Genomic DNA, 22,230 nt, shown 5'->3' with positions numbered 1-22,230 from the left:
CGCGCGAGCTGGAAGCTGGAAGCTGGAAGCTGGAAGCTGGAAGCTGGAAGCTGGAAGCTGGAAGCTGGAAGCTGGAAGCTGGAAGCTGGAAGCTGGAAGCTGGAAGCTGGAAGTCAGGATGGTGGGGTGCCCACCAGAAACAGCAACCCCCCAGTGAGCCTCCACGGGGGGTTTCTTCAAGCTTCCAGCCGCGAAGCGGCGCTCTTCAAGCTTCTAACTAGGTTTAGGATTCTTCCACTTTGGGCGGTTCGACCTCGAGCTTCTGGGCGGCGATCACCGCCTGGGTCCGCGAATGCACGCCGAGTTTGCGCAAGATGGCGGTGACATGGGCCTTGATGGTCGCCTCGGAGACGCTCAACTCGTAGGCGATCTGCTTGTTGAGGAGCCCCTCGGTGAGCATGTTGAGCACCCGGAACTGCTGCGGGGTCAGGGAAGCAATCGCCTCGGCGAAGCGTGTCTCGTCCTCGTCGGCTTCACCCATGGCCGCTGCCAGCTCGGGCGGCAACCACACTTCACCATCGAGAATTTCCCCCACCGCCTCGGCGATCAGCGATAGTGACGACGACTTGGGAATGAAGCCGGAAGCACCATAGTCGATGGCCCGGCGTACCACATGCGGCTCATCGCTGCCCGAAACCACCGCTACCGGAATATCCGGTGTCTGGCCACGCAACTGAATCAGACCGGAAAAACCGTGCGCACCAGGCATATGCAAGTCGAGCAGGATCAAGTCTGCGTCCGGATGACGAGTCACCACCTCGGTGGTTGCTTCCATGGTGTCGGATTCGACGATCTCGGCCTGAGGAGCCAGTTGGCGCAGCGCTTGCGTCAGAGCGGCGCGGAACAGCGGATGGTCATCGGCAACGATGAATTTCTGGGCAAAGGCCATTGGGTCTCCTCCGGTTCCATCATGCAGCGAACAGGATTGCTGGCTGCCTCGGCGCAGGTCTGGTTCGCCGTTACTCATCGGCATGTTACCCCATGGCGTACAAGATTCCCAAGCACATGACGCAACTGTCGACAACGCTTGGACGAAATATGAAAAAGCCGACCACAAGGGTCGGCGAAAAGGACAGGGGATACGCATGGCTGGCGTGCTCTGTGTAAGCCGATCAGGGCCTTCACCAAGCCGCTGAAGCTCCAAGTGAAACGTATCCCCATCGGTACCACCTTAGCGGTTGACGCGATTGGCGATCAGCTCATCGACCACACTGGGATCGGCAAGCGTGCTGGTATCCCCCAGACCTTCGTATTCGTTGGCGGCGATCTTGCGCAGGATACGACGCATGATCTTGCCCGAACGGGTCTTGGGCAGGCTCGGTGCCCACTGGATCACATCCGGTGTGGCGATCGGCCCGATATCCTTGCGCACCCACTGGGTCAGTTCCTTCTTGAGCTCATCGCTGTATTCGTACTCGTCCCCCAGGGTGACGTAGATGTAGATACCCTGGCCCTTGATGTCATGCGGGTAACCGACCACGGCGGCTTCGGCCACGGCCTCATGAGCCACCAGCGAGGATTCGATCTCGGCGGTGCCCATGCGGTGACCCGAGACATTGATCACGTCATCGACGCGACCGGTGATCCAATAATAGCCGTCCTCGTCGCGACGACAGCCGTCACCGGTGAAGTACATGCCCTCGTAGTTCGAGAAGTAGGTCTGCACGTAGCGTTCATGGTTCTTCCAGATCGAGCGCGCCTGACCGGGCCAGGAGTCGAGAATCACCAGGTTCCCCTCGGCAGCCCCTTCCAGTTGGTTGCCTTCGTTATCGACCAGTGCCGGCTGCACGCCGAAGAAGGGACGGGTGGCAGACCCCGGTTTCAAGTCGATGGCCCCGGGCAGCGGCGAAATCATGATGCCGCCGGTCTCGGTCTGCCACCAGGTGTCGACGATGGGACACCGAGAGTTGCCGATCACCCGATAGAACCACTCCCAGGCCTGGGGGTTGATCGGCTCCCCCACCGAGCCCAGCAGGCGCAGGCTATCGCGCGTGCTGGAAGCCATCACATCGTCGCCATGGGCCATCAGCGCCCGCACCGCCGTTGGCGAGGTGTACAGGATCGCCACGTTGTGCTTGTCGACGACCTCGCCCAAGCGGCCGTTGGTGGGGTAGCTGGGCACCCCCTCGAACATCAGGGTGATGGCGCCATTGGCCAGCGGACCATAGACGATATAACTATGACCGGTGACCCAGCCCACATCGGCGCTGCACCAATAGACTTCCCCATCCGTGTAGTCGAAGACGTACTGGTGCGTCATGGCGACATGCAGCAGATACCCGCCGGTGGTGTGCTTGAGACCCTTCGGTGCGCCGGTGGAACCGGAGGTATAGAGGATGAACAACGGGTCCTCGGCATTCATCGTTTCGGCCGGGCACTCGCTGTCCTGCTTGTCGACCAGTTCGTGGAACCAGACATCACGTCCTTCGTGCCAATCGATCTCACCACCGGTGCGCTTGACCACCAGCACCGTCTCGGCGACATCGGTCCCCTCGCGCGTCAAAGCGGCATCGACGTTGTCCTTGAGCGGTACCTGCTTGCCGCCGCGTACCGATTCATCGGCGGTGATCACCACCTTCGACTGGGAGTCGACCACACGCTGTGCCAGGGCATCCGGCGAGAAGCCCCCGAACACCACCGAGTGAATCGCGCCGATACGCGCACAGGCGAGCATCGCCATGGCCGCCTCGGGAATCATCGGCATGTACAGGGTGACGGTGTCGCCCTTCTTGACCCCCAACTCCTTGAGGGCATTGGCCATCTGACAGGTCCGTGCATGCAGCTCACGATAGGTCAGGGTCTTGGATTCACTGGGGTCGTCTCCTTCCCAGATGATCGCCGTCTGGTCGCCGCGCTGCTCAAGGTGGCGATCCAGGCAGTTGACACTGGCATTGAGCTCGCCATCCTCGAACCAGCGGATGTCGACATTGTTCGAGGCAAAGGAAGTGTTCTTGATACGTGTCGGAGTCTTGATCCACTCCAGTCGCTTGGCCTGTTCGGCCCAGAAGGCCTCGGGGTCATCGACCGACTGCTGGTACATGGCCAGATATTTTTCGTTGTCGGCCCAGGCACTAGCGGCGAAGTCTTCGCGCACTGGATAAACGTTCTGGTGTTCGGTCATGGAATTACCCCTATCCAGGATAGTGATCCGAGAAAGTTCATGTTGCCGACCCCCACGTTGTTGTTAGTGAGCCGACCCGGGAAGCATGTCCAGCATATACTGGGGGAACCGTGACGCCTTTTAGACATTGGTATTAACATTTTACCATTTAATATCAATGTCTTATGATAAATTTTTCGCCTCCTGGCGGCCCACATAGACCAAAGTCTGGGCACATTGTCGACATTGGTAGCGCGTCCCGCGGCGAGCCAGCGCATGGCGACGAGCGGTAAAATGATGCTCGTCACAACTACAACGATAGCAGTAAGGAGCGGGGCTTGAATGCCTCACATCGAAGCGATGGGTAACCCGGGGTTCGAGCCCGAACAGGCGGCGCATCACCGTTTGCCACTCACGGCCATGCGGACGCATGCGTGGTCCTCCCTCGAGATGCTGGATCAGCCAGTGCGCCATCTCGTGAGGCACCACCTCGCGCAGGAACGGATGGCGATTTTCGCAATAAAGCACCGGATTGAAACGCAGGCCGCCACGCCCGAAGTGCGCCTGCCCGGCACTCTTGCCGCGCAGGTCGAGCCATACTCGCGGCCTCGGCAATTGGGGATGCACCTCGCGACATCGCTGCCAGGCCGCTTCGACCTGGGCCTCCAGGCAAGCGCGTAGCGCCCTCTCATCGAGGGCCTCGAGGTCAGCCGCGGTGGGGATGGGGAGCGCTGATGTCGTCATGGGATGCTAGAATGACCCGCCATGTCGGCAGCGTCCAGTGGCGCTGCGTACCTTCGGCACGTTTACCGCCCATCACCGACTGCGAGAGTTCCGATGCCCGAGACACCCGTGCCCCAGCCGCTGCTCGATGACGATGCCCTGGATCGCCTCGACGACTTCCTCGAGTCGGAGCGGGTCGATGCCGAGGCCTTGGATCTGATCGGCGCCCATGGCTTCCTGGTGGCCCTGGCAGTGGCCCCCAGGGAAATCGATCCGGCGACCTGGATCACCGAGCTGTTTCACGGCGAGCCGGAATTTGCCGACGATGCCCAGCGCCGCGAGATCCTCGCGCTATTCGAGGCCCTCAGGGACAATGCCATCACTGCCCTCGACGAAGGCCTGCTGCCGGAACTGCCCTTCGAGCTGGAACTGGGCGACATCGCCCCGGCCGAGACGCCGATCGGCGACTGGTGCGCCGGCTTCATGGAGGCCGTGTTTCTCGACGAAGCGGCCTGGTTCGAAGGCGACGAGGAAGCCGCCGCCACCCTGCTACTGCCGTTCATGGCGCTATCGGGGCTGTTCGACGACGAGCCCGACATGGCCGATCTGGCCAATGACCCGATGCGCCTGGAAGACCTGGTGCAACAGTTGCCCGAACTGGTGCTGGACCTCTACCTCCACTACCGGGTACCGCCGGAAAAGCCCAAGCCCACCCCTCGCAAGAAGAAACCCGCGGGGCGCGGCAAGAGGCGAAAGACGTAAGATCGCTGCTTCGCGGCACTTCGTGCCTTCTTGACCATTACCGCAGCCTTGTCAGCCAAGCGTCCAGTGTGCCGAACAGCCATTCGCGCAGCCGCTGCCAGCGGGGCCGTTTGGCCCAGCGGGCCGGGTCGATCTCATGGCTAGCCGCGAAATTGCGTTCAAATAACGCAGCCACTTCACTGGCAAAGCGGCCATCATGGACTTCCTGGTTGGCTTCCAGGTTCCACTGCAGGCTCCAGTGATCGAAATTGCACGATCCCAGAGTGCACCAATCGTCGGCCAACGAGAACTTGGCATGGATGAAGGTCGGCTGGAACTCGAAGATACGCACCCCGGCACGCAACAACCGGCCATAGAAGCGCTGGCCGGCATAACGCACGACCGGGTGATCGTGGGCATCGCCGGGTAGCAGCAGCCGTACATCGACGCCCCGCTTCGCCGCTCGAGCCAGGCGCAGGCGCAGGCTGAAAGTCGGCACGAAATAGGGCGTGCAGATCCAGATACGGCGCGTGGCAGTAGAGATCTGCCGCTGCAGCGAATGGCGGATCGCTTGATAGCGATAGCCCTGCCCCCATACCACTCGCCCGCGCATGCCGTGGTAATCGGAGTGCTCAACGATATCCAGTGCCAGATGGCGCACCAGGCCGGCCTCGCCGCTACCGCGGGTCAGGGGAGAATCCCACAGCCGCGAGAACAACCGCACCCAGTCGGTGACCACCGGCCCCTCGATACGCACTGCCACCTCGTACCAGGCATCCAGGAACTGGTCCACGGCGCCGAACCCACCGGTAAAGGCCACTCGGCCGTCCACCACCACCAGCTTGCGATGGTCACGGGTCAGGTTCCTGGCCAACGAGTGGAATCCCAATGGGTTGAAGAAGCGCAGTGCCACGCCGCGTTCGCTCAGGCGTGTGCGATCCTCTTCGGTCAGCCCCATGGCCCCATAGCCATCGAGCATCAGCATCACCGTCGCACCACGTTCGGCAGCGCGACCGAGGGCATCGATCACGCCCGCTGTCAGGCGCCCGGATTCCATCAGGTACAGCTCGACCAGAATCGAGGAGCGGGCCTGTTCGATGGCCGTGAACATCTCCGGGATAAAGCGCTTGGCCTCCGGCAACAAGGTGAAGCGGTTGCCCTCTCTCCACATGCCGCGCATGTCGATCTCCTGCATTCCCTGGACCGTCATTGACGCACGTTTGCGCCCCTGGAGAAAGATTGCCCCCTGCGGCAAGGGCAGCCTTACCGCTATACTGGCGGCCACCCTTAGACACAAGGCAACGGAATGGCCTGGCGTTCCTTTCTCACGAACCTGTTGCACACGCCTTTGCGTCGCTTGCTCGCTGCCTGGGTCGAGCTGCGCCTGATCGAACCCGAGCCCGAGCAACTCGCCATCGACCGCCACCTACCGACGCTCTATGTCCTGGCGCACCCCGCGCTGTCCGATGTCCTGTTGCTGGAAAACCTCTGCGACCGTCATGGCCTGCCCTCGCCTCGTAGCCGGCTCGATGTCGGCCAGCGGCCGCTGCGCGCCTGCCTGGCACTGCCTGCCGCCAAGCGCCGTTTCGGCCGCCGCTCGTCACCCACACCGCCTTTCACTCCGCTCATCGACCACCTTGCCGCCCATCCCGAAGACCAGATACAACTGGTACCGATCAGCGTGTTCTGGGGGCGCGCACCGGGCAAGCGGTTCGGCTTGTGGAAACTGCTCGCCGCCGATAGCTGGCCATTCACCGGCCGTTTGCGCCGCGCCCTGGCGGTGATCGTCAACGGTAAGAATGTCGAGTTGCATTTCGGTGCCCCGCTGCGTCTCAGCGAACTGCTCGACACGCGCCCCAGCGCAATCACCAACCGCAAGGTGGCGCGGCTGCTGCGAGTCCACTTCCGACGCCTGCGCACCCGGGTGCTGGGACCCGATCTCTCCCACCGCCGCACGTTGATCGATGGGGTGGTAACCAGCCCCACCGTAAAGCAGGCGATTGCCGAAGTCGCCAGCGCCCAGGGCCGCTCGGAGGCAAGGATCGAGAAACGCGCCTGGCGCTATGGCCGCGAAATCGCCTCCGATATGTCCTACCCGGTGCTGCGCTTCATGGACCGGCTACTCGAACACCTGTGGAACCGCCTCTACGACGGGGTCGAGGTCCAGGGGCTGGCCCAGGTCAAGGCATTGGCCGGGGCGCATACCTTGGTATACGTGCCCTGCCATCGCAGCCATATCGACTATCTGCTGTTATCCTATGTGCTCTACCGCGAAGGCCTGATGCCGCCACATGTGGCCGCCGGACGCAATCTCGACATGCCCCTGATCGGCGGCCTGCTGCGCCGAGGCGGGGCCTTCTTCATGCGCCGTAGCTTCAAGGACAATCGCCTGTATGGCGCGGTGTTCAATGAATACCTGCACCGCCTGCTGTCGCGCGGCCATCCGCTGGAATACTTTATCGAGGGCGGCCGTTCGCGCAGCGGCCGTATGCTTGCGCCACGCCCGGGCATGCTGGCCATGAGCCTACGCTCCCATGCCCGCACCTCGCTGCCCGGCACCAGCGGCAGCGGCCGGGGGCTGGTCTTCGTTCCCCTCTATATCGGCTACGAGAAAGTGCTGGAAAGCGGCAGCTACCTCAAGGAGCTCAAGGGCCTCCGCAAGCGCAAGGAGTCGCCACTCAGCGTGCTCCGCGTGCTCGGCCAACTACGCCAACCCTTCGGGCGGGTGGCAGTGAACATCGGCGAGCCGCTGCACCTGGATGCCTTTCTCGATCGCCATACCCCACAGTGGCGGTCCCAACGCGCCCTATCCCGCCCCCCCTGGCTGACCCGGGCCGTGCCACGCCTGGGTACCGAACTGGCGCAGCGCATCAACGCCGCCGCAGCGCTCAATGCCGTCAACCTGGTAGCGCTGGTATTGCTGGCCACGCCGCATCGGGCCATCGAGGCCAGGTTGCTCGCCCGCCAGTTGCGCCTGCTGGTCACGCTGCAGCGCCGCCTGCCAGGCGCGCCCCATGTCAGCCTGCCCGAGGGGGAGCCCGAGGACTGGATCGCCCGCGCGGCCGACCTCGGCTTCATCGAGCGTCGCGATCAGGCCCTCGGCGAACTGGTGCTGGCCGATGCGGCACAGGCCAGCCTGCTGAGCTGGTACCGCAACAACGTCTTGCACCTGTTCGCGCTGGCGGGACTCACGGCCTTTGCCTTTCACTACAATGCTCGTCTGCGGCTGGCGGAACTCCACGACCTGGTCGCGCCGAGCTGGCCGATCCTGTGTCGGGAACTGTTTCTCGCGCCGTCGGCATCGCTCGAGGCTGCCTTGCACGCGATGCTCGAGACGCTTGCCGACGAGGGGCTTCTGGAATCCTGGAGAGATGCCTGGCAACGCCCCCGCGGTCAGCTAGAGGCCAACGAGTGCCTGCAGTTGCTTGGCCGGCTGATACAGCCGACGTTGGAGCGCGGTTTCCTGCTGCTCACGACCCTTTTGCGCCGGCCCAGCGGCACCCTGAGCCGTGAAGCCCTCATCGAGCAGAGTCGCCAGCTTGCCGAACGCCTGGCACTGCTCTCGGGGCTCGAGGCGCCGGAATTCTTCGACGTGCGGCTGTTCGACGGCCTGGTCGAGTCGCTGCAGAGCGAAGGCTGGCTATGGCAGGAACAGCAATGTCTGCACTACGGCCAGTCCCTGGAACGCGCCGCGCGTCAGGCCAGCACCTTGTTCGATCCGGCGCTACGCCAGCGACTGCTGCAGATCACCGAGGCGCGTTAGGCAGTGCCCTATGCACATACAGGTCGTATCGGCTGGTCTTGCCCTCGATGACATGCGCCGGCGCCGGACCGGCGATGGCGGGCGCCGTGCGCGGACGCTTGACCGCTACCCGATGGGTCGCGACATCCAGTGCCGCCTCCAGCAGGCGCGGGGCGTCATCGTCGTCGCCGGCCAGATCGCGGAAGATGCGCATCTCCTTCTTGACCAGCGCCGACTTGGTGCGGTGGGGAAACATCGGGTCGAGGTGAATCACCTGAGGCGAGAAGCCGGCCGCGGCCACCATTGCCGCCAGCCCACGACAGGCGTCGCCATGCGCCAGACGCAGGCGCGCAGTGATGGGCGCCGTTTCCGGGTCGCAAGCGGCACGCGCCAGGGCATCTTCGAGCAGGGCGAAAATCACCGGCACCCGCTCGATCATCAATACCTCGGCCCCCAGGCTCGCCAGCACGAAGGCATCGCGCCCCAGTCCGGCGGTGGCATCGACGACATACGGGGACTGCGTCTTGCCCAGCCCACATGCCTTGGCGACGAGTTGTCCGCGTCCACCCCCGAAACGCCGCCGGTGCGCCGCCTTACCAGCGACGAAGTCGGCCCTGAGCGGTTTGCCATAGCGGTGTTCGTCACCAGCCAAGACCAGCACGCCATCCTCCTGCATCAGGGTCAACCCCGCCCCGGGCGTGGCCACCCATGGCAATCCCAGGCGCTTGGCCAGAGGCTTCAAGGCATCCCCGCAGACACTCACGGTAGCCGTTTCCTTCATCGGCTCTTCTGCCAGGCAACCTTGTCACGCAGATACACCGGCTGCACCAGGTGCGCCTCGCGGCCTTCACCGGCGGCGAACTGTCGCGCGGCCAGAAGCACCATGTCCTCGGCCGCGGGTGCCAGGTCGCTCAGGTGCTGGCTGATCCCGGCCTGTACCTGGGTCGGCAGCGAGTCCCACGATGCCCAGCCCGACCCCACGCCCACCCAGTCGGCTTCCTCATGCCCCTTGGGCAACGTCAGGCGGTCGGGCGGCAGCACGGCTTCCTCGGCCAATGTTTCGAGTCGACCGTCATGACAGCGATATGCGGCGACATACAGTTCGCCCATACGGGCATCCAGCGCCGGCATCACGTAACGCAGGTGATAACGGCGATGAGCGGCGAGCGCCAGCGCTTCCAGGGTCGAGATGCCCAGCAAGGGCTTGTCGGCACCGAAGGCCAGTCCCTGGGCAACCCCGGCGGCGATACGCAGACCGGTAAAGGAGCCGGGGCCACGGCCATAGGCCAGGGCATCGAGCCGTTGGATCTCGATGCCGGCCTCGGCCAGCAATTCGTCGATCATCGGCATCAGGCGGCGGGTGTGCTCGCGAGGAGTCAAGGCGAAACGCGCCAGTACCTGCGCCTCCCGCCCTTCTTCGTGAATCAGCAAGGCAGCGGAACAGGCGCTCGAGGAAGCGTCCAGGGCCAGCAGAGTCGGCATAGCGTTATCGAATGTCGTGGCTAAGGGAAAGTGGGCGCATTATACGCCAACGGCCCGCGAGATGCGGGCCGTCGTGGTCACAAGCGAGAGGCGAGAGGCGATCAGCCCTCCAGGGCCTCGAGCACCTGCCGGCGGATATCGGTCACACTGCCCACCCCCTCGACGCGATGATAGGCCGGCGCGGTCTGTGGGTCTTGCTTGGCCCACTGCCGGTAGTAGTCGACCAGCGGCGCGGTCTGTTCATGATATACCGCCAGGCGGTTGCGTACCGTGGACTCGCGGTCATCATCGCGCTGGATCAGGGGCTCGCCAGTGACGTCATCCTTGCCGGCCTCCTTGGGCGGATTGTACTCGACATGATAAACCCGCCCGGAGCCGGGATGCACACGGCGACCCGCCAGGCGCTTGACGATTTCCTCATCGTCCACGGCGATTTCCAGCACATGATCGAGCTTGACGTTGGCCTCTTTCATGGCATCGGCCTGGCGAATGGTGCGCGGAAAGCCGTCGAACAGGAAGCCGTTGGCACAATCAGGCTGGGAGATGCGTTCCTTGACCAGGGCGATGATGATGTCATCGGAGACCAGGCCGCCACTGGTCATGACCTCCTTGACCTTGAGCCCCAGTTCACTGCCTTCCTTGACCGCCGCGCGCAACATGTCGCCGGTGGAAATCTGCGGGATAGCGAATCGCTCGCAGATGAATTGGGCTTGGGTACCTTTACCGGCACCCGGGGCGCCCAACAGGATCAAACGCATCTGTACAGCTCCTTGAACGAATTGAAAGGTATTTTTGTAAAAAGCAATTAAGCGTGACGATACCCGGGGCGCCACGCACAAACAAGCGGCCATGTCCCTTGCGATGCTTCTTCGAAGTGGGAATTGACCTTTATCAACAGCCCATTACCCCTTGAATAACACTTTGGTCTGGGCGAGGCTCAATGCGCATAAACACCAACGGCGCCCGCGGGCGCCGTTGGGTGACCGAAGCTTTCCGGTCGAGGCTTACAACAGCAGACGACGAATGTCGGTCAATACCTGGCCCAGGAAGGCGGTGAAGCGCGCGGCATCGGCGCCATTGACCGCACGGTGGTCGTAGGACAGGCACAACGGCATCATCAGCCGCGGCTCGAAGGCCTTGCCGTCCCATACCGGCTTCATCTGCGCCTTGGAGATGCCCAGGATGGCGACCTCCGGGGCATTGACGATCGGCGTGAAAGCGGTACCGCCGATCGAGCCCAGGCTGGAGATGGTGAAACAACCGCCGGTCATCTCCTCGCGCTTCAGCTTCTTGGTCTGGGCCTTGCCGGCGAGTTCGACGCTTTCCTTGGCCAGCTCGATCAGCGACTTCCGGTCGGCATCGCGGATCACCGGCACCATCAGGCCGTCCGGGGTATCCACCGCCACGCCGATATGGACGTACTTCTTCCACACCAGGGTCTCACCACCGGCCTTGAGGCTGACGTTGAACTGCGGGAATTTCTGCAGCGCGAACGCACAGGCCTTGATCAGGAACGGCAGCGGCGTGAGCTTGGCGCCCTGCGCCTCGGCCTCGGCCTTCATCGACTTGCGGAAAGCCTCTAGCTCGGTGATGTCGGCCTCGTCGAACTGCGTGACGTGGGGCACATTGAGCCAGCTGCGATGCAGGTTGGTGGCCCCCATCTTGAGCAGCCGCCCCATCGGCTTCTCCTCGACCTCCCCGAACTGGCTGAAGTCGACTTCCGGAATCGGCGGAATGCCCGCACCACCCACCGCAGCGGCAGGCGCCGCCGGAGCCTGCCCCTGCTGCGCCATCACCTGCTTCACGTAGGCATGCACGTCTTCCTTGAGCACCCGCTCCCTGGGGCCGCTGGGCCTGACCAGACCCAGGTCGACGCCCAGCTCGCGGGCCAGCATGCGCACCGCCGGGCCGGCGTGCACCAGTTTGCTGTCACGCGGCTTCTGCAGTGCCACCTGCGCTTCGGGGCTCGGCCTCGCAGCGGGAGTGGCGGCCTTCTGTTGCTGATCCTGCTTCAGCGGCGCCGGCTCGGCCTTGTCCGGGGCGGCACCCGGCGCCGCGGCAGCCGGAGCGCCGGCCACCTCGATATAGCCGATCAGGTCGCCCTCGGAAACGGTATCGCCTTCCTTGACGGTCAGCTCGACGAGCTTGCCCTTGTAAGGACTCGGCACATCCATGCTGGCCTTGTCGGATTCCAGGGTGATCAGCGGGTCCTCCTCCTCGATCTCATCACCGGCATTGACGGCGATCTCGATGATCGGCACGTCGCTGGAGCCTGACAGGTCGGGGATGCGGATCTCCTTGCGCTGCGGCTCGCCCGTGGCGACTTCCTGCGGCCCGGGCTCGCCCGGAGCCTGTACCGCTTCCGCCGCGGAGGCCGGCTCGAAGGTCTCTTCGGCGACGTCGCCACTGGCGATCTCCATGGTGCCGATCACGTCGCCCTCGGAGACGGTATCGCCCTCCTTGACGGTCAGCTCGACGAGCTGGCCCTGGTAGGGGCTCGGCACGTCCATGCTGGCCTTGTCGGACTCGAGGGTGATCAGGGTGTCTTCCTCGGCGACCTCATCGCCTGCGGCCACCGCAACGTCGATGATCTCGACATCGCTGGAGCCGCCCAGATCCGGCACCCTGATCTCCACGGTGCGCTTGCCGCCGCCGGGGGACGGGGTCGCCGCGAGCTTTTCCTCGGCGGCCGGCTCGGGCTTGGGTTCAGGGGCGGCGGTGGCCTTTTCCTCGGCCTGCGCGCCGGTGCCTTGGGCTTCCAGTTCGACGATATCGTCGCCCTCGGACACGGTATCGCCTTCCTTGACCAACACCCTGAGGACCTTGCCGCCCTTGGGCGCGGGCACGTCCATGCTGGCCTTGTCGGATTCCAGGGTGATCAGGGTATCTTCGGCCTCGATGACATCGCCTTCCGACACCGCGATCTCGATGATTTCGACATCGGTGCTGCCGCCGATGTCGGGGACTTTGATGATTTCGCTACTCAAGGTCGCGCTCCTTTCGAATCGTGCTTGCCACAGGCGCCCCCTCGAGGGGTGGCATGGGGGCCGCAGTCCCCATCACGGCGCCTGCTGCGCTGGTCAATGGCTCAAGACACCAAGGGATTGGGCTTGTTGGGGTCGATGCCATACTTCTTGATGGCGTCCACCACGACCTTGCGGTCGAGCTCGCCACGGTCGGCCAGCGCCTTGAGCGCGGCCACGGTGACGAAGTAGCGGTCGACCTCGAAGAAGTGACGCAGCTTCTCACGGGTGTCGGAACGGCCGTAGCCATCGGTGCCCAATACATGATAGTCGGTCGGCACCCAGGCACGAACCTGATCGGCGAACAGCTTCATGTAGTCGGTGGAAGCAATCGCTGGCCCCTGACGACCCTCCAGGCACTGGGTCACATGAGGCTTGGCTGGCTCGACATCCGGCTTGAGGAATGCCTGGCGATCGATCTCCAGGGCCTCACGACGCAGCTCATTGAAGCTGGTCACGCTCCAGATGTCGGCACCGATGTCGTACTCGTCCTTGAGCATCCTGGCCGCAGCCTCGACTTCGCGCAGGATGGTGCCACTGCCCAGCAACTGCACATGGCCCTTGCTGCCCTGGGTCTCGCGCAACAGATACATGCCCTTGATGATGCCATCGACGGGAATCTCGTCGAGCGCGGGGTGCTCGTAGTTCTCGTTCATCACCGTCAGGTAGTAGAAGCAGTTCTCCTTGTCAGCGAACATGCGCTTCAGGCCGTCCTGGACGATCACCGCCACCTCATGGGCATAGGTGGGGTCGTAACAGCGGCAATTGGGGATGGTCGAGGCCTGGATATGACTGTGGCCATCCTGGTGCTGCAGGCCTTCGCCGTTGAGGGTGGTACGCCCGGCGGTACCGCCGACCAGGAAGCCCCGCGCCTGCATGTCGCCGGCCGCCCAGGCCAGGTCGCCGACGCGCTGGAAGCCGAACATCGAGTAGTAGACGTAGAACGGCAGCAGCGTCATGTTATTGTTCGAGTAGGAGGTCGCCGCGGCGATCCACGCCGACATGGCGCCGGCCTCGGTGATGCCTTCCTCGAGGATCTGACCCTTCTTGTCCTCGCGGTAGAACATGATCTGGCCCTTGTCCACCGGCTCGTACTTCTGGCCTTCCGAGGTGTAGATGCCGAGCTGACGGAACATGCCCTCCATACCGAAGGTGCGCGCCTCGTCGGGGATGATCGGCACTACGCGCGGACCGAGCTTCTTGTCCTTGACCAGGCCATTGAGCACGCGCACGAAGGCCATGGTGGTGGAGATCTCACGCCCCTTGGAGCCGCCGGTCTGGGAGGCGAAGGTCTTGTCGTCGAGATCGGGGATCGGCAACGCTTCGAAGTCACTGCGGCGCTGAGGCAGGTAGCCACCCAGGCGCTCGCGTTGCAGGTGCATGTACTTCAGCTCCGGACTGTCGTCGTCCGGCTTGTAGTACGGCACTTCCTTGAGCTGCTCGTCGGTCAGCGGAATCCCGAAGCGGTCGCGGAATTTCCTCAGCGCCTCGTATTCCATGCTCTTGACCTGGTGCGCCTCCATGGCAGCCTCGCCATCACCACCCCCCATGCCGTAGCCCTTGACGGTGTGAGCCAGGATCACGGTGGGCTTGCCATTGGTGTGGTTGACCGCCTCATGATAGGCCGCATAGACCTTGTAGGGGTCATGGCCACCACGGTTGAGGCGCCAGATGTCCTCGTCGGACATGTCCTTGACCAACTCGGCGGTCTCCGGGTACTTGCCGAAAAAGTGCTCGCGGGTATAGGCACCGCCGTTGGCCTTGTAATTCTGGTAGTCGCCGTCGACCGCCTCGTCCATGCGCTTCTGCAGCACGCCCTTCTTGTCCTGCTCGAACAGCGGGTCCCAGTGCCGCCCCCAGATCACCTTCAGCACGTTCCAGCCGGCACCGCGGAACACGCCTTCCAGTTCATCGATGATCCGCGAGTTGCCGCGCACGGGACCGTCGAGGCGCTGCAGGTTGCAGTTGATGACGAAGATCAGGTTGTCGAGGTTCTCGCGCCCGGCCAGCGAAATGGCACCCAGGGATTCGGGCTCGTCGCACTCGCCGTCGCCCATGTAGCACCAGATCTTGCGATCGTGCATGGACTTGAGTTCGCGCGAATCCAGGTACTTCATGACATGCGCCTGGTAGATCGCCTGGATCGGGCCCAGACCCATCGACACGGTGGGGAACTGCCAGAAATCCGGCATCAGCCACGGGTGCGGATAGGACGACAGACCATCGCCATCCACTTCCTGGCGGAACTTGTCCATCTGTTCCTGGCTCAGGCGCCCTTCGAGGAAGGCTCGTGCATAGACCCCGGGAGCCACGTGTCCCTGGATGTAGATCAGGTCGCCCTCGAAATCGCCCTGGGGGGCACGAAAGAAGTGATTGAAGCCCACGTCGTACAGCGTGGCCGCCGACATGAAACTGGCGATATGGCCGCCAAGCCCCGGGTTGGCGCGGTTGTTGCGGATCACCTGCGCGATAGCGTTGTAGCGAATCAACGAGCGTATACGCCGCTCCATGAACAGATCGCCGGGCATGTGCGCCTCGCGGTGCACCGGGATACTGTTGCGATGGGGGGTCGTCACCGAGAAGGGTACCCGCATGCCGTCACGACGCAGCCGATCGGCCAGACGGCTCAGCAGGTATTGGGCGCGTTCCTCGCCCTCACGATCCAGGACCGATTCCAGGGATTCCATCCATTCCGTGGTTTCGACCGGATCGAAATCTTCTCTTGCCTCCAGACTCATAGACGTCTCTCCGAATGAAGATATTGTGTCGGTCTGCCCTCACCCAAAGGTGGAGGGGCGTGTGGCGCTCTTCAGTGCGGGCGTGACCTTCTCTGGGTCACATCACCGTGGAAAAATACTCGATGTTGCTTACTTACAGGATGTAGGCAATTTACAGAAATGTTCATCGATCATTCGAATTCCGGCCCCGAAGATACCGTAAACGGGCCCTCATGCCAATTAGGATAAACATGGAAATTCTTTCCATTTGGCTTGCTGCAGCGCAATACACGCTATTTCAATGGGTGATTCCCTGTTTCACAAGGGTGAAATAGAATGTAGTTAAACTACGCAGTTCGCTGCGCCGACGGCGACCGTTCTGCGTACAGACAACGACGAAAATAGGCCCAGTCGAAAGCGGGCCCGGGGTCCGTCTTGCGCAGTGGGGCAATATGCGCATGGCTAGTGATGCGCTCGGGCGACAGTGCCGGGTAATGGGTCATGAGCGCGACCGTGACCCGCGCCAGGCTGCGGTACTGGGCATCGCGGTAAGCGCTGACCTCATCGCCTTCCAGTTCGATCCCGACCGCGAAATCGTTGAGTTCACACCGCTCGCGCTCGCCATCGAACCAGCGCGAACGCCCGGCATGCCAAGCGCGACGATCGAAAGGCACGAACTGCACGCACTCGCCGTCGCGGCGAATCAGCAGATGGGCCGAGACGCGCAGATCGGCGATCGTGGCGAAATAGGGATGGGCCCGGGGATCGAGGGTATTGGTGAACAGCCGCTCGATATGCTCCCCACCAAACTCGCCGGGCGGCAGACTGATCGAATGCAATACCAGCGCCGATACCTCGCCATGTGGCCGCGCATTGTGATTGGGCGACTCTACCCGACGCGCCGCTTGCCACCACCCTGCTTCGATCGGCATCGCTCCCCCTGACGTCGACGCTGTGAATTCCCTATAATGGCTTTATTGTCGCACACTTGAGAGCCAGGTCAGCCATGCACTATTACGAAGCCCTCGCCGAAGACATCCGCACCAGCGCCGCCAAGATGCTGGCCGAAGACGTCGGCCCCGGTGACATCACCGCCCAGCTGATCCCCGAACATCAATGGGCCAGGGCCAGCGTCACAACGCGCGAAGCTGCCGTGCTGTGCGGTGTCGCCTGGGTCGATGAGCTGTTCCGGCGTCTCGACTCGCGCGTCAGCCTGACCTGGCATGCCGCCGATGGTGACCACCTCGACGCCGACAGCGTGTTTCTCGAGTTGGAGGGGCCGGCACGTAGCCTGCTGACCGGAGAGCGCGCCGCCCTGAACCTGCTGCAGACGCTCTCATCCACTGCGACCCGCACCCGGCAGTATGTCGACCTGATCGCCGACACCGGGGTACGCCTGCTGGATACTCGCAAGACGCTGCCCGGCCTGCGCCTGGCACAGAAATACGCCGTGACCTGCGGTGGCGGCCACAACCATCGCGTCGGCCTGTATGACGCCTTCCTGATCAAGGAAAATCATATCGCTGCCTGCGGCGGAATCGCGGCGGCGGTCAAGGAGGCTCGCAACATCGCCCGTGACCTGCCGGTCGAGGTGGAAGTCGAGACCTTCGAGGAACTCGACCAGGCCCTCGAGGCCAAGGCCGACATCGTCATGCTCGACAACTTCGGGCTCGACGACATGCGCGAGGCGGTGCGCCGCAATGCCGGACGCGCCACCCTGGAAGCCTCGGGGAACGTCAGCGACGCGACACTGCGCGACATCGCCGAGACCGGGGTCGACTGCATCTCTTCCGGCTCGCTGACCAAGGATGTCAAGGCCGTCGACCTGTCGATGCGCATCACGCATACCGAGCGGCGCTGAGCGGGGCTCAGGTCTCGATCACGCTCAGCCGCTTGCTCAACCTCAGCCGCGGCAGGCACTCACCGCCGCGCTCGACCCACTCTTCACCGTGACAGGTCCAGCCGCGCCGCACGAGGCCTTCGCCCAGCATCAGGCTGGCCTCGATCTCGACCCGTGATACGCCCTGTTCACGCAGGAGGCGTTCGGCGTGAATCAATAGGGTGGACCCGATGCCGCGGTGCGCCAGCGACGGCCATACATACAGCGTCTCGATACGCCCATGGGGCACATCCAGCTCGAGAAACCCCACGCAGCGCCCATCGCAATCCGCCACCAGGGTGGTGAATAGCGCCTGCCGCGCGGCCCAGGCACTGGCATCCCGCGGCAGCACTGCTGCCCAGGCCTCACGCTGGGCGAGGCTATAATGTGCGGCTGCGCCCTGCATTACCGCATGGTGAAAAACCTCGGCTTGATCCAACGCATCCCGTGGCAAGGCTTCGCGATACAGGATGCGGGATGCTGCGCTTGATTTCGCCATCGGGAGTTCAATCATCGAAACGCACGGCAGTGAAGCTCGCGGCCATGGGATGGTCACCGGTTTCCATGCCTTCCTCGCGCACCAGTTGCACCGTCTGCAAACCGGCCGCCGCCGCCGCATCCAGTTCCGCCACCACATCCGACAGGAACAGCACCTCACCGGCCGGCACGGCGATGGCTTCGACAATGCGTCGATAACTCTCCACCTCGCGCTTGCCGCCGGTGGTGGTATCGAAGAAACCCGAGAACAGCGGCGTCAGATCGCCGAAGTCGCTATAACCGAACAGCAGCTTCTGGGCCTGAACCGAGCCGGAGGAGTAGACATAAAGGGCAATCCCCGCCTCATGCCAGCGCTGCATCTCCTCGGCGGCGTCGGGATAGACGTGGCCGGTAAACTCGCCGTCCTTGAAGCCCTGCTCCCAGACCATGCCCTGCAGGGCCTTGAGTGGTGTGGCCTTGCGGTCGGCATCGATCCAGCCCTCGAGCAGGGTCGTCACATGCTCCAGGTCGGCGTCCGGCTCGCCCGCCAGCTCGCGAGTGGCATGGATCTGCGCAGCCACCTCGGGCTCATCCTGGTGGCGACGTAGAAAGTCGCTCAGATAGGCACGCGCGTAGGGAAACAGCACCCGGTGCACGAAGCTGATGGCGCCGGTGGTGCCCTCGATATCGGTGACGATGGCACGAATCATCATGCCGTCCCCTGGCCTTGCTCGGTGGGCAACGCCTCGAAACGCGGAAAGTGTGAGGCGATCGACTCCCCGGTGAAATTGGCCACCCAGCCTTCGGTGTTGGTAAACAGGCGGATCGCGGTGAAGTCCGGCTTGGGGCCCATATCGAACCAGTGCGGCGTGCCCGCCGGCACCGACATCAGGTCGCCTGCCGCGCAGCCGATCACATAGACCTTCTCTCCCAGGTGCAGATAGAAGATCCCCTCGCCACGCACGAAGAAGCGTACTTCATCCTCGCTATGGCGATGCTCGTCGAGAAACTTCGCCCGCAGGGTGCCCTTGTCCGGATGATCCGGCGTCAACCCGATCACATCGGCAGTGGCGAACCCCGACTCGGCCTTGAGCCGTGCCACATCATCGGCATAGGCGGCCAGCACGGTTTCCTGATCGGCGTCCGGAGCCAGTTCGTCGTCCGTCGACCAGCGTTCGAAACGCACACCGTGCTCGGCCAACTCCGCAGCAATACGATCGCCCTCGCGGGTGGTCAGCAGCGGCTGCTGGCCGTCGCTCTCGTGATACACATGCAGAAAACTCATGGCAGTCGCCTCCTAGGAATCGGCTCAGCGGCGCAGGGCCAATTCACACTCGAACAGAAAATCCAGCGCCTCGACATGGCGCAGGCAGGATGGCATGTCGCGCGCCCAGGTATAGAGCCCATGGCCACGGATCAGGTAGGCGCAACAGTCCTCGTCGGCCAGCCGGTAACGCACCGCCTCAGCCAGGGCAGCGATATCCTGGGTATTATCGAAGATCGGCACCGCGACGCGGGCCTCGTGTGTGGTCACGTTCTCCAACGCCTTCTGCAACTCGTAACCCATCAACCATAGGGTAGCGGATGCTTCCAGACGCGACAGCACCGTCGCCGCCTTTGAATGGGTATGCAGCACCGCGCCGGCGGCGGGCCGGTCCTCGTAGAGCTGACCGTGCAGTCGCGCCTCGTCGGACGGCTTGAGGGAACTGCCGACCGGCGTCGCCGCGAAGTCGGTGACCAGGATGTCGGCCGGCGTGAGGCGCCCCTTGTGGCGCCCGGAAGCGGTCACCGCCATATGCTTGCCGTCCAGGCGCACCGAGAAGTTGCCGCCGGTGGCCGGTACCTGGCCGGCGGCATGCAGCTCGCGGCCAGCCTCGACGATGGTTTGCTGGGCACGCGCCAGATGTTCCAGATCGATCACCATGATCGCCTCGTGGGGTGGATATCAGGCGCAGCCTACACAAGCCTGGCCCCCTCGCCAATAGCTTATCGCACCTCGGCCCCAGCCACGGCATAATGCCCGACATGACCGACAAGACACCCTCTTCCGCCTCGCCCGAACCGCTGATACCGCCGTTTGCCCTGGACGTCATCGGGCGCATCGAAAGCGACTACCCGGACAAGTTCGGCATTCCCCGCCAGCCCGGCCTGGCGCGTGCCGCCCAAGCCCGGCTGGTTCTGCTGCCGCCCTTCGATGATCCATTGGCGGTGCGCGGCCTCGAACACTTCAGTCATCTGTGGCTGAGTTTCGTCTTCCATCGCAGCCCCCCGCGCTGGACCCCACTGGTGCGCCCACCGCGCCTTGGGGGCAATGCCAAGATCGGGGTCTTCGCCAGCCGCAGCACCCACCGCCCCAACCGCTTGGGACTGTCGCTGGTGGAGTTGACGGGGATCGATACTTCGCGGGGCGTACGGCTCGAACTGCGTGGCCATGACCTGCTCGACGGCACGCCGGTGCTGGATATCAAGCCCTACCTGCCATGGGCGGAGTCCCTGCCCGAGGCATGCGCCGGCTTCGCTCCCGAGGCCCCGCCTCAGCGCCCGGTGACATTCTCCCCAGAGGCCGACGCCGCCTTGGCCATCCGCACCGATCGCGACTCACTGCGCGAGCTGATCGTGCAGGTGCTGGCCCAGGACCCGCGTCCGGCCTACCGGAACGGCGCCGAGGAACGCCGCTACGGCCTGCGCCTACGCGATGTGGATGTGCGCTTTCGCGCCGAAGAGGACGAGGAAGGCAGGGTCAGGCTGCGGGTCGTGGAGATCGTAAACGTCCGAGGGGGCCCTTAGGCCCCCCTCGGTCTTGTTTGGCGCTCGCTCAATTGAAGTCGACACCGATGCGTCTGCCCACCTCTTCATAGGCCTCGATCACGCCGCCGAGTCCCTGGCGGAAACGATCCTTGTCGAGTTTCTCGCGGGTCGTGGCGTCCCACAGCCGGCAGCCATCGGGAGAGAACTCGTCACCGAGCATGATCTGGCCGTGGAACATGCCGAACTCCAGCTTGTAGTCGACCAGCAGCATGCCTCCCTCGCCGAATAGTGTCTTGAGCACGTCGTTGACCTGATAGGTCAGCGCCTTCATCTGCTCGAGTTGAATCGGCGTTGCCCAGCCAAAGGTCTCGGCCAGTGACTCGTTGATCATCGGGTCGTGCTGGGCGTCGTTCTTGAGGAACAGTTCGAAGGTCGGCGGACTGAGTTCGCGGCCTTCCTCGACGCCCAGACGGCGGCACAGACTCCCCGCGGCGAGATTGCGCACCACACACTCCACCGGGATCATGTCGAGCTTCTTGACCACACATTCGGTATCGGAGAGCAGGCCATCGAAGTGGGTGGGAATCCCCGCTTCCTCGAGCTTGCCCATGATGAAGGCATTGAACTTGTTGTTGACCATGCCCTTGCGGGCCAGCGACTCTACCCTTTCGCCGTCGAAGGCGCTGGTGTCATCGCGGAAGTGCAGGATCAGACGGTCCGGATCATCGGTGTGATAGACCGACTTGGCCTTGCCAGCATAGAGTTCTTGACGCTTTTCCATAGGAGTCTCCGAATATTGTGACTCAGATGACGGTCTGCCAATCCAGGCCCGAGTCCTGTGCAGCCACCAATAGCCGTGCTTCATCGCCATCGAGCAGCGGCACCAGGGCTTCCAGTACCAACTCGGGGCGGTTGTTGTGTTCCGACAGGTGCGAACAGACGATGCGTTGCAGGCGATCCAGGCCCAGCGTCTTGAGCAGCTGCGCCGCCTGGCTGTTGGCCAGGTGCCCCCAGTCACCACCCACGCGACGCTTGAGCCTGGGGGGATAGGGCCCTTCGGCCAGCATCCGCCGGTCGTGATTGCACTCCAGGATCAGGGCATCGCAACCGTGGAAAGCCTCCATCACATGGGCGCTGGGGTGCCCCAGGTCGGTCAACACGCCGAGACAGCGCCCATGGGCACGAAAGCGGAATTGTACCGGCTCGCGGGCATCATGGGGTACCGTCACCGGATCGATTTCCAGCCCCTTGATCGCGAAACGTGCCTGAGGCGTGATCCAGTGGTGGCGCGGCACTTCGCCCAGACGCCCCGACAACCAACTGCCGGGGGTGAGATAGACCGGCAACCCATGACGGCGTGCCAGCGCTCCGACACCGCCGATATGATCGCCATGCTCGTGAGTCACCAGGATCGCCTCGAGTTGACGAGGATGCAGCCCCACTTGCGTCAGGCGTCGTTCCGTCTCGCGCATGCCGAAACCGCAGTCGACCAGCACATGGGTCTCGCCATCGCTGACCAGCGTGGCATTGCCCTTGCTGCCACTGCCCAGGGAAGCGAAACGAAGTGCCCCGGGCGCCTGCACGCCGGCCGCCTCCTC

General features: G+C 63.6%; 20 protein-coding genes. 4 read left to right on the top strand and 16 right to left on the bottom strand.

The window, feature by feature from the left end:
* Positions 1-223: 223 nt before the first annotated feature.
* The 3 genes from ACFOEV_RS13545 to ACFOEV_RS13535 all read right to left on the bottom strand — a co-directional run bounded on the left by ACFOEV_RS13545 (position 224) and on the right by ACFOEV_RS13535 (position 3,844).
* Complete coding sequence (locus tag ACFOEV_RS13545) at positions 224-889, bottom strand: LuxR C-terminal-related transcriptional regulator (RefSeq protein ID WP_386774788.1); 666 nt, start codon at positions 887-889, stop codon at positions 224-226.
* A 282-nt stretch (positions 890-1,171) separates the two neighbouring features.
* A complete protein-coding gene (gene acs, locus ACFOEV_RS13540; protein WP_386774786.1) occupies positions 1,172-3,121 on the bottom strand; it encodes an acetate--CoA ligase in 1,950 nt (649 codons plus the stop codon).
* A 162-nt stretch (positions 3,122-3,283) separates the two neighbouring features.
* Positions 3,284-3,844 (bottom strand): SprT family zinc-dependent metalloprotease, encoded by a 561-nt coding sequence (locus tag ACFOEV_RS13535; RefSeq protein WP_386774784.1) that lies wholly within the window; start codon positions 3,842-3,844, stop codon positions 3,284-3,286.
* Between the two features lie 93 nt (positions 3,845-3,937).
* On the opposite strand from ACFOEV_RS13535, the gene ACFOEV_RS13530 reads away from it, so the two are divergent.
* A complete protein-coding gene (locus ACFOEV_RS13530) occupies positions 3,938-4,585 on the top strand; it encodes a YecA/YgfB family protein (RefSeq protein WP_386774782.1) in 648 nt (215 codons plus the stop codon).
* A 37-nt stretch (positions 4,586-4,622) separates the two neighbouring features.
* On the opposite strand, the gene ACFOEV_RS13525 is transcribed toward ACFOEV_RS13530, so the two are convergent.
* A complete protein-coding gene (locus tag ACFOEV_RS13525; RefSeq protein ID WP_386775133.1) occupies positions 4,623-5,744 on the bottom strand; it encodes a phospholipase D-like domain-containing protein in 1,122 nt (373 codons plus the stop codon).
* Between the two features lie 126 nt (positions 5,745-5,870).
* On the opposite strand from ACFOEV_RS13525, the gene plsB reads away from it, so the two are divergent.
* Entirely contained in the window at positions 5,871-8,327 is a 2,457-nt protein-coding gene (gene plsB, locus ACFOEV_RS13520) for a glycerol-3-phosphate 1-O-acyltransferase PlsB (protein ID WP_386774780.1), read from the top strand.
* Here plsB and ACFOEV_RS13515 read toward each other — a convergent pair.
* The 6 genes from ACFOEV_RS13515 to ampD form a co-directional block, all read right to left on the bottom strand.
* Positions 8,311-9,087 carry a class I SAM-dependent methyltransferase gene (locus ACFOEV_RS13515; protein WP_449280240.1) on the bottom strand — a complete coding sequence of 259 codons (777 nt, stop codon included), beginning with the start codon at positions 9,085-9,087 and terminating at the stop codon, positions 8,311-8,313. The two genes, plsB and ACFOEV_RS13515, sit on opposite strands and share 17 nt — an antisense overlap.
* Positions 9,084-9,788: a tRNA (adenosine(37)-N6)-threonylcarbamoyltransferase complex dimerization subunit type 1 TsaB gene (tsaB, locus tag ACFOEV_RS13510; RefSeq protein WP_386774778.1), complete on the bottom strand. Its 705-nt coding sequence runs from the start codon at positions 9,786-9,788 to the stop codon at positions 9,084-9,086. Before tsaB ends, ACFOEV_RS13515 begins: the two co-directional genes overlap by 4 nt.
* A 101-nt stretch (positions 9,789-9,889) precedes the next feature.
* Positions 9,890-10,546, bottom strand: a complete 657-nt coding sequence (adk, locus tag ACFOEV_RS13505; protein WP_386774776.1) for an adenylate kinase — start codon at positions 10,544-10,546, stop codon at positions 9,890-9,892.
* Between the two features lie 246 nt (positions 10,547-10,792).
* Positions 10,793-12,775 carry a pyruvate dehydrogenase complex dihydrolipoyllysine-residue acetyltransferase gene (aceF, locus tag ACFOEV_RS13500; RefSeq protein WP_386774774.1) on the bottom strand — a complete coding sequence of 661 codons (1,983 nt, stop codon included), beginning with the start codon at positions 12,773-12,775 and terminating at the stop codon, positions 10,793-10,795.
* Positions 12,776-12,876: 101 nt separating this feature from the next.
* Positions 12,877-15,549, bottom strand: coding sequence for a pyruvate dehydrogenase (acetyl-transferring), homodimeric type (gene aceE / locus ACFOEV_RS13495; RefSeq protein WP_386774773.1), 2,673 nt, complete (start codon positions 15,547-15,549; stop codon positions 12,877-12,879).
* Positions 15,550-15,875: 326 nt separating this feature from the next.
* Positions 15,876-16,460, bottom strand: coding sequence for a 1,6-anhydro-N-acetylmuramyl-L-alanine amidase AmpD (gene ampD, locus ACFOEV_RS13490; protein ID WP_386774771.1), 585 nt, complete (start codon positions 16,458-16,460; stop codon positions 15,876-15,878).
* A 74-nt stretch (positions 16,461-16,534) separates the two neighbouring features.
* Here ampD and nadC point away from each other — a divergent pair, with 74 nt between their 5' ends.
* Entirely contained in the window at positions 16,535-17,389 is an 855-nt protein-coding gene (gene nadC, locus ACFOEV_RS13485; protein WP_386774769.1) for a carboxylating nicotinate-nucleotide diphosphorylase, read from the top strand.
* A 7-nt stretch (positions 17,390-17,396) separates the two neighbouring features.
* On the opposite strand, the gene ACFOEV_RS13480 is transcribed toward nadC, so the two are convergent.
* Genes ACFOEV_RS13480 through ACFOEV_RS13465 form a run of 4 tightly spaced genes read right to left on the bottom strand, consistent with a single transcriptional unit; the run spans position 17,397 to position 19,808 of the window.
* Positions 17,397-17,906 (bottom strand): GNAT family N-acetyltransferase, encoded by a 510-nt coding sequence (locus tag ACFOEV_RS13480; protein ID WP_386774767.1) that lies wholly within the window; start codon positions 17,904-17,906, stop codon positions 17,397-17,399.
* Between the two features lie 7 nt (positions 17,907-17,913).
* On the bottom strand, positions 17,914-18,597 hold the full coding sequence (gene mtnC, locus ACFOEV_RS13475) for an acireductone synthase (protein ID WP_386774765.1): 684 nt from the start codon (positions 18,595-18,597) through the stop codon (positions 17,914-17,916).
* The gene (locus tag ACFOEV_RS13470; protein WP_386774763.1) at positions 18,594-19,169 is read right to left on the bottom strand and encodes a 1,2-dihydroxy-3-keto-5-methylthiopentene dioxygenase; all 576 of its coding nucleotides are present in this window, start codon (positions 19,167-19,169) and stop codon (positions 18,594-18,596) included. The genes mtnC and ACFOEV_RS13470 overlap by 4 nt, the downstream gene beginning before the upstream one ends.
* A 24-nt stretch (positions 19,170-19,193) precedes the next feature.
* A complete protein-coding gene (locus ACFOEV_RS13465; RefSeq protein ID WP_386774761.1) occupies positions 19,194-19,808 on the bottom strand; it encodes a methylthioribulose 1-phosphate dehydratase in 615 nt (204 codons plus the stop codon).
* A gap of 101 nt (positions 19,809-19,909) precedes the next feature.
* Here ACFOEV_RS13465 and tsaA point away from each other — a divergent pair, with 101 nt between their 5' ends.
* Entirely contained in the window at positions 19,910-20,671 is a 762-nt protein-coding gene (tsaA, locus tag ACFOEV_RS13460) for a tRNA (N6-threonylcarbamoyladenosine(37)-N6)-methyltransferase TrmO (RefSeq protein ID WP_386774759.1), read from the top strand.
* 28 nt (positions 20,672-20,699) lie between these two features.
* Here the strand turns inward: tsaA and purC are convergent, their stop codons facing one another.
* Together purC and ACFOEV_RS13450 are read right to left on the bottom strand one after the other, a co-directional pair.
* Entirely contained in the window at positions 20,700-21,413 is a 714-nt protein-coding gene (purC, locus tag ACFOEV_RS13455; protein WP_386774757.1) for a phosphoribosylaminoimidazolesuccinocarboxamide synthase, read from the bottom strand.
* Positions 21,414-21,435: 22 nt separating this feature from the next.
* On the bottom strand, positions 21,436-22,215 hold the full coding sequence (locus tag ACFOEV_RS13450) for an MBL fold metallo-hydrolase (RefSeq protein WP_386774755.1): 780 nt from the start codon (positions 22,213-22,215) through the stop codon (positions 21,436-21,438).
* Positions 22,216-22,230 lie beyond the last annotated feature (15 nt).

The organism is Litchfieldella rifensis, assembly GCF_042646605.1.
Lineage (GTDB): Bacteria > Pseudomonadota > Gammaproteobacteria > Pseudomonadales > Halomonadaceae > Litchfieldella > Litchfieldella rifensis.
This window is presented reverse-complemented; position numbering and strand designations above follow the sequence as displayed.

Excerpts from the sequence above, each read along its gene's own strand:
- ACFOEV_RS13545 (WP_386774788.1), bottom strand. The coding sequence starts at position 889 with ATGGCCTTTGCCCAGAAATTCATCGTTGCCGATGACCATCCGCTGTTC.
- acs (WP_386774786.1), bottom strand. The coding sequence starts at position 3,121 with ATGACCGAACACCAGAACGTTTATCCAGTGCGCGAAGACTTCGCCGCT.
- ACFOEV_RS13535 (WP_386774784.1), bottom strand. The coding sequence starts at position 3,844 with ATGACGACATCAGCGCTCCCCATCCCCACCGCGGCTGACCTCGAGGCC.
- ACFOEV_RS13530 (WP_386774782.1), top strand. The coding sequence starts at position 3,938 with ATGCCCGAGACACCCGTGCCCCAGCCGCTGCTCGATGACGATGCCCTG.
- ACFOEV_RS13525 (WP_386775133.1), bottom strand. The coding sequence starts at position 5,744 with ATGCGCGGCATGTGGAGAGAGGGCAACCGCTTCACCTTGTTGCCGGAG.
- plsB (WP_386774780.1), top strand. The coding sequence starts at position 5,871 with ATGGCCTGGCGTTCCTTTCTCACGAACCTGTTGCACACGCCTTTGCGT.
- ACFOEV_RS13515 (WP_449280240.1), bottom strand. The coding sequence starts at position 9,087 with ATGAAGGAAACGGCTACCGTGAGTGTCTGCGGGGATGCCTTGAAGCCT.
- tsaB (WP_386774778.1), bottom strand. The coding sequence starts at position 9,788 with ATGCCGACTCTGCTGGCCCTGGACGCTTCCTCGAGCGCCTGTTCCGCT.
- adk (WP_386774776.1), bottom strand. The coding sequence starts at position 10,546 with ATGCGTTTGATCCTGTTGGGCGCCCCGGGTGCCGGTAAAGGTACCCAA.
- aceE (WP_386774773.1), bottom strand. The coding sequence starts at position 15,549 with ATGAGTCTGGAGGCAAGAGAAGATTTCGATCCGGTCGAAACCACGGAA.
- ampD (WP_386774771.1), bottom strand. The coding sequence starts at position 16,460 with ATGCCGATCGAAGCAGGGTGGTGGCAAGCGGCGCGTCGGGTAGAGTCG.
- nadC (WP_386774769.1), top strand. The coding sequence starts at position 16,535 with ATGCACTATTACGAAGCCCTCGCCGAAGACATCCGCACCAGCGCCGCC.
- ACFOEV_RS13480 (WP_386774767.1), bottom strand. The coding sequence starts at position 17,906 with ATGGCGAAATCAAGCGCAGCATCCCGCATCCTGTATCGCGAAGCCTTG.
- mtnC (WP_386774765.1), bottom strand. The coding sequence starts at position 18,597 with ATGATGATTCGTGCCATCGTCACCGATATCGAGGGCACCACCGGCGCC.
- ACFOEV_RS13470 (WP_386774763.1), bottom strand. The coding sequence starts at position 19,169 with ATGAGTTTTCTGCATGTGTATCACGAGAGCGACGGCCAGCAGCCGCTG.
- ACFOEV_RS13465 (WP_386774761.1), bottom strand. The coding sequence starts at position 19,808 with ATGGTGATCGATCTGGAACATCTGGCGCGTGCCCAGCAAACCATCGTC.
- tsaA (WP_386774759.1), top strand. The coding sequence starts at position 19,910 with ATGACCGACAAGACACCCTCTTCCGCCTCGCCCGAACCGCTGATACCG.
- purC (WP_386774757.1), bottom strand. The coding sequence starts at position 21,413 with ATGGAAAAGCGTCAAGAACTCTATGCTGGCAAGGCCAAGTCGGTCTAT.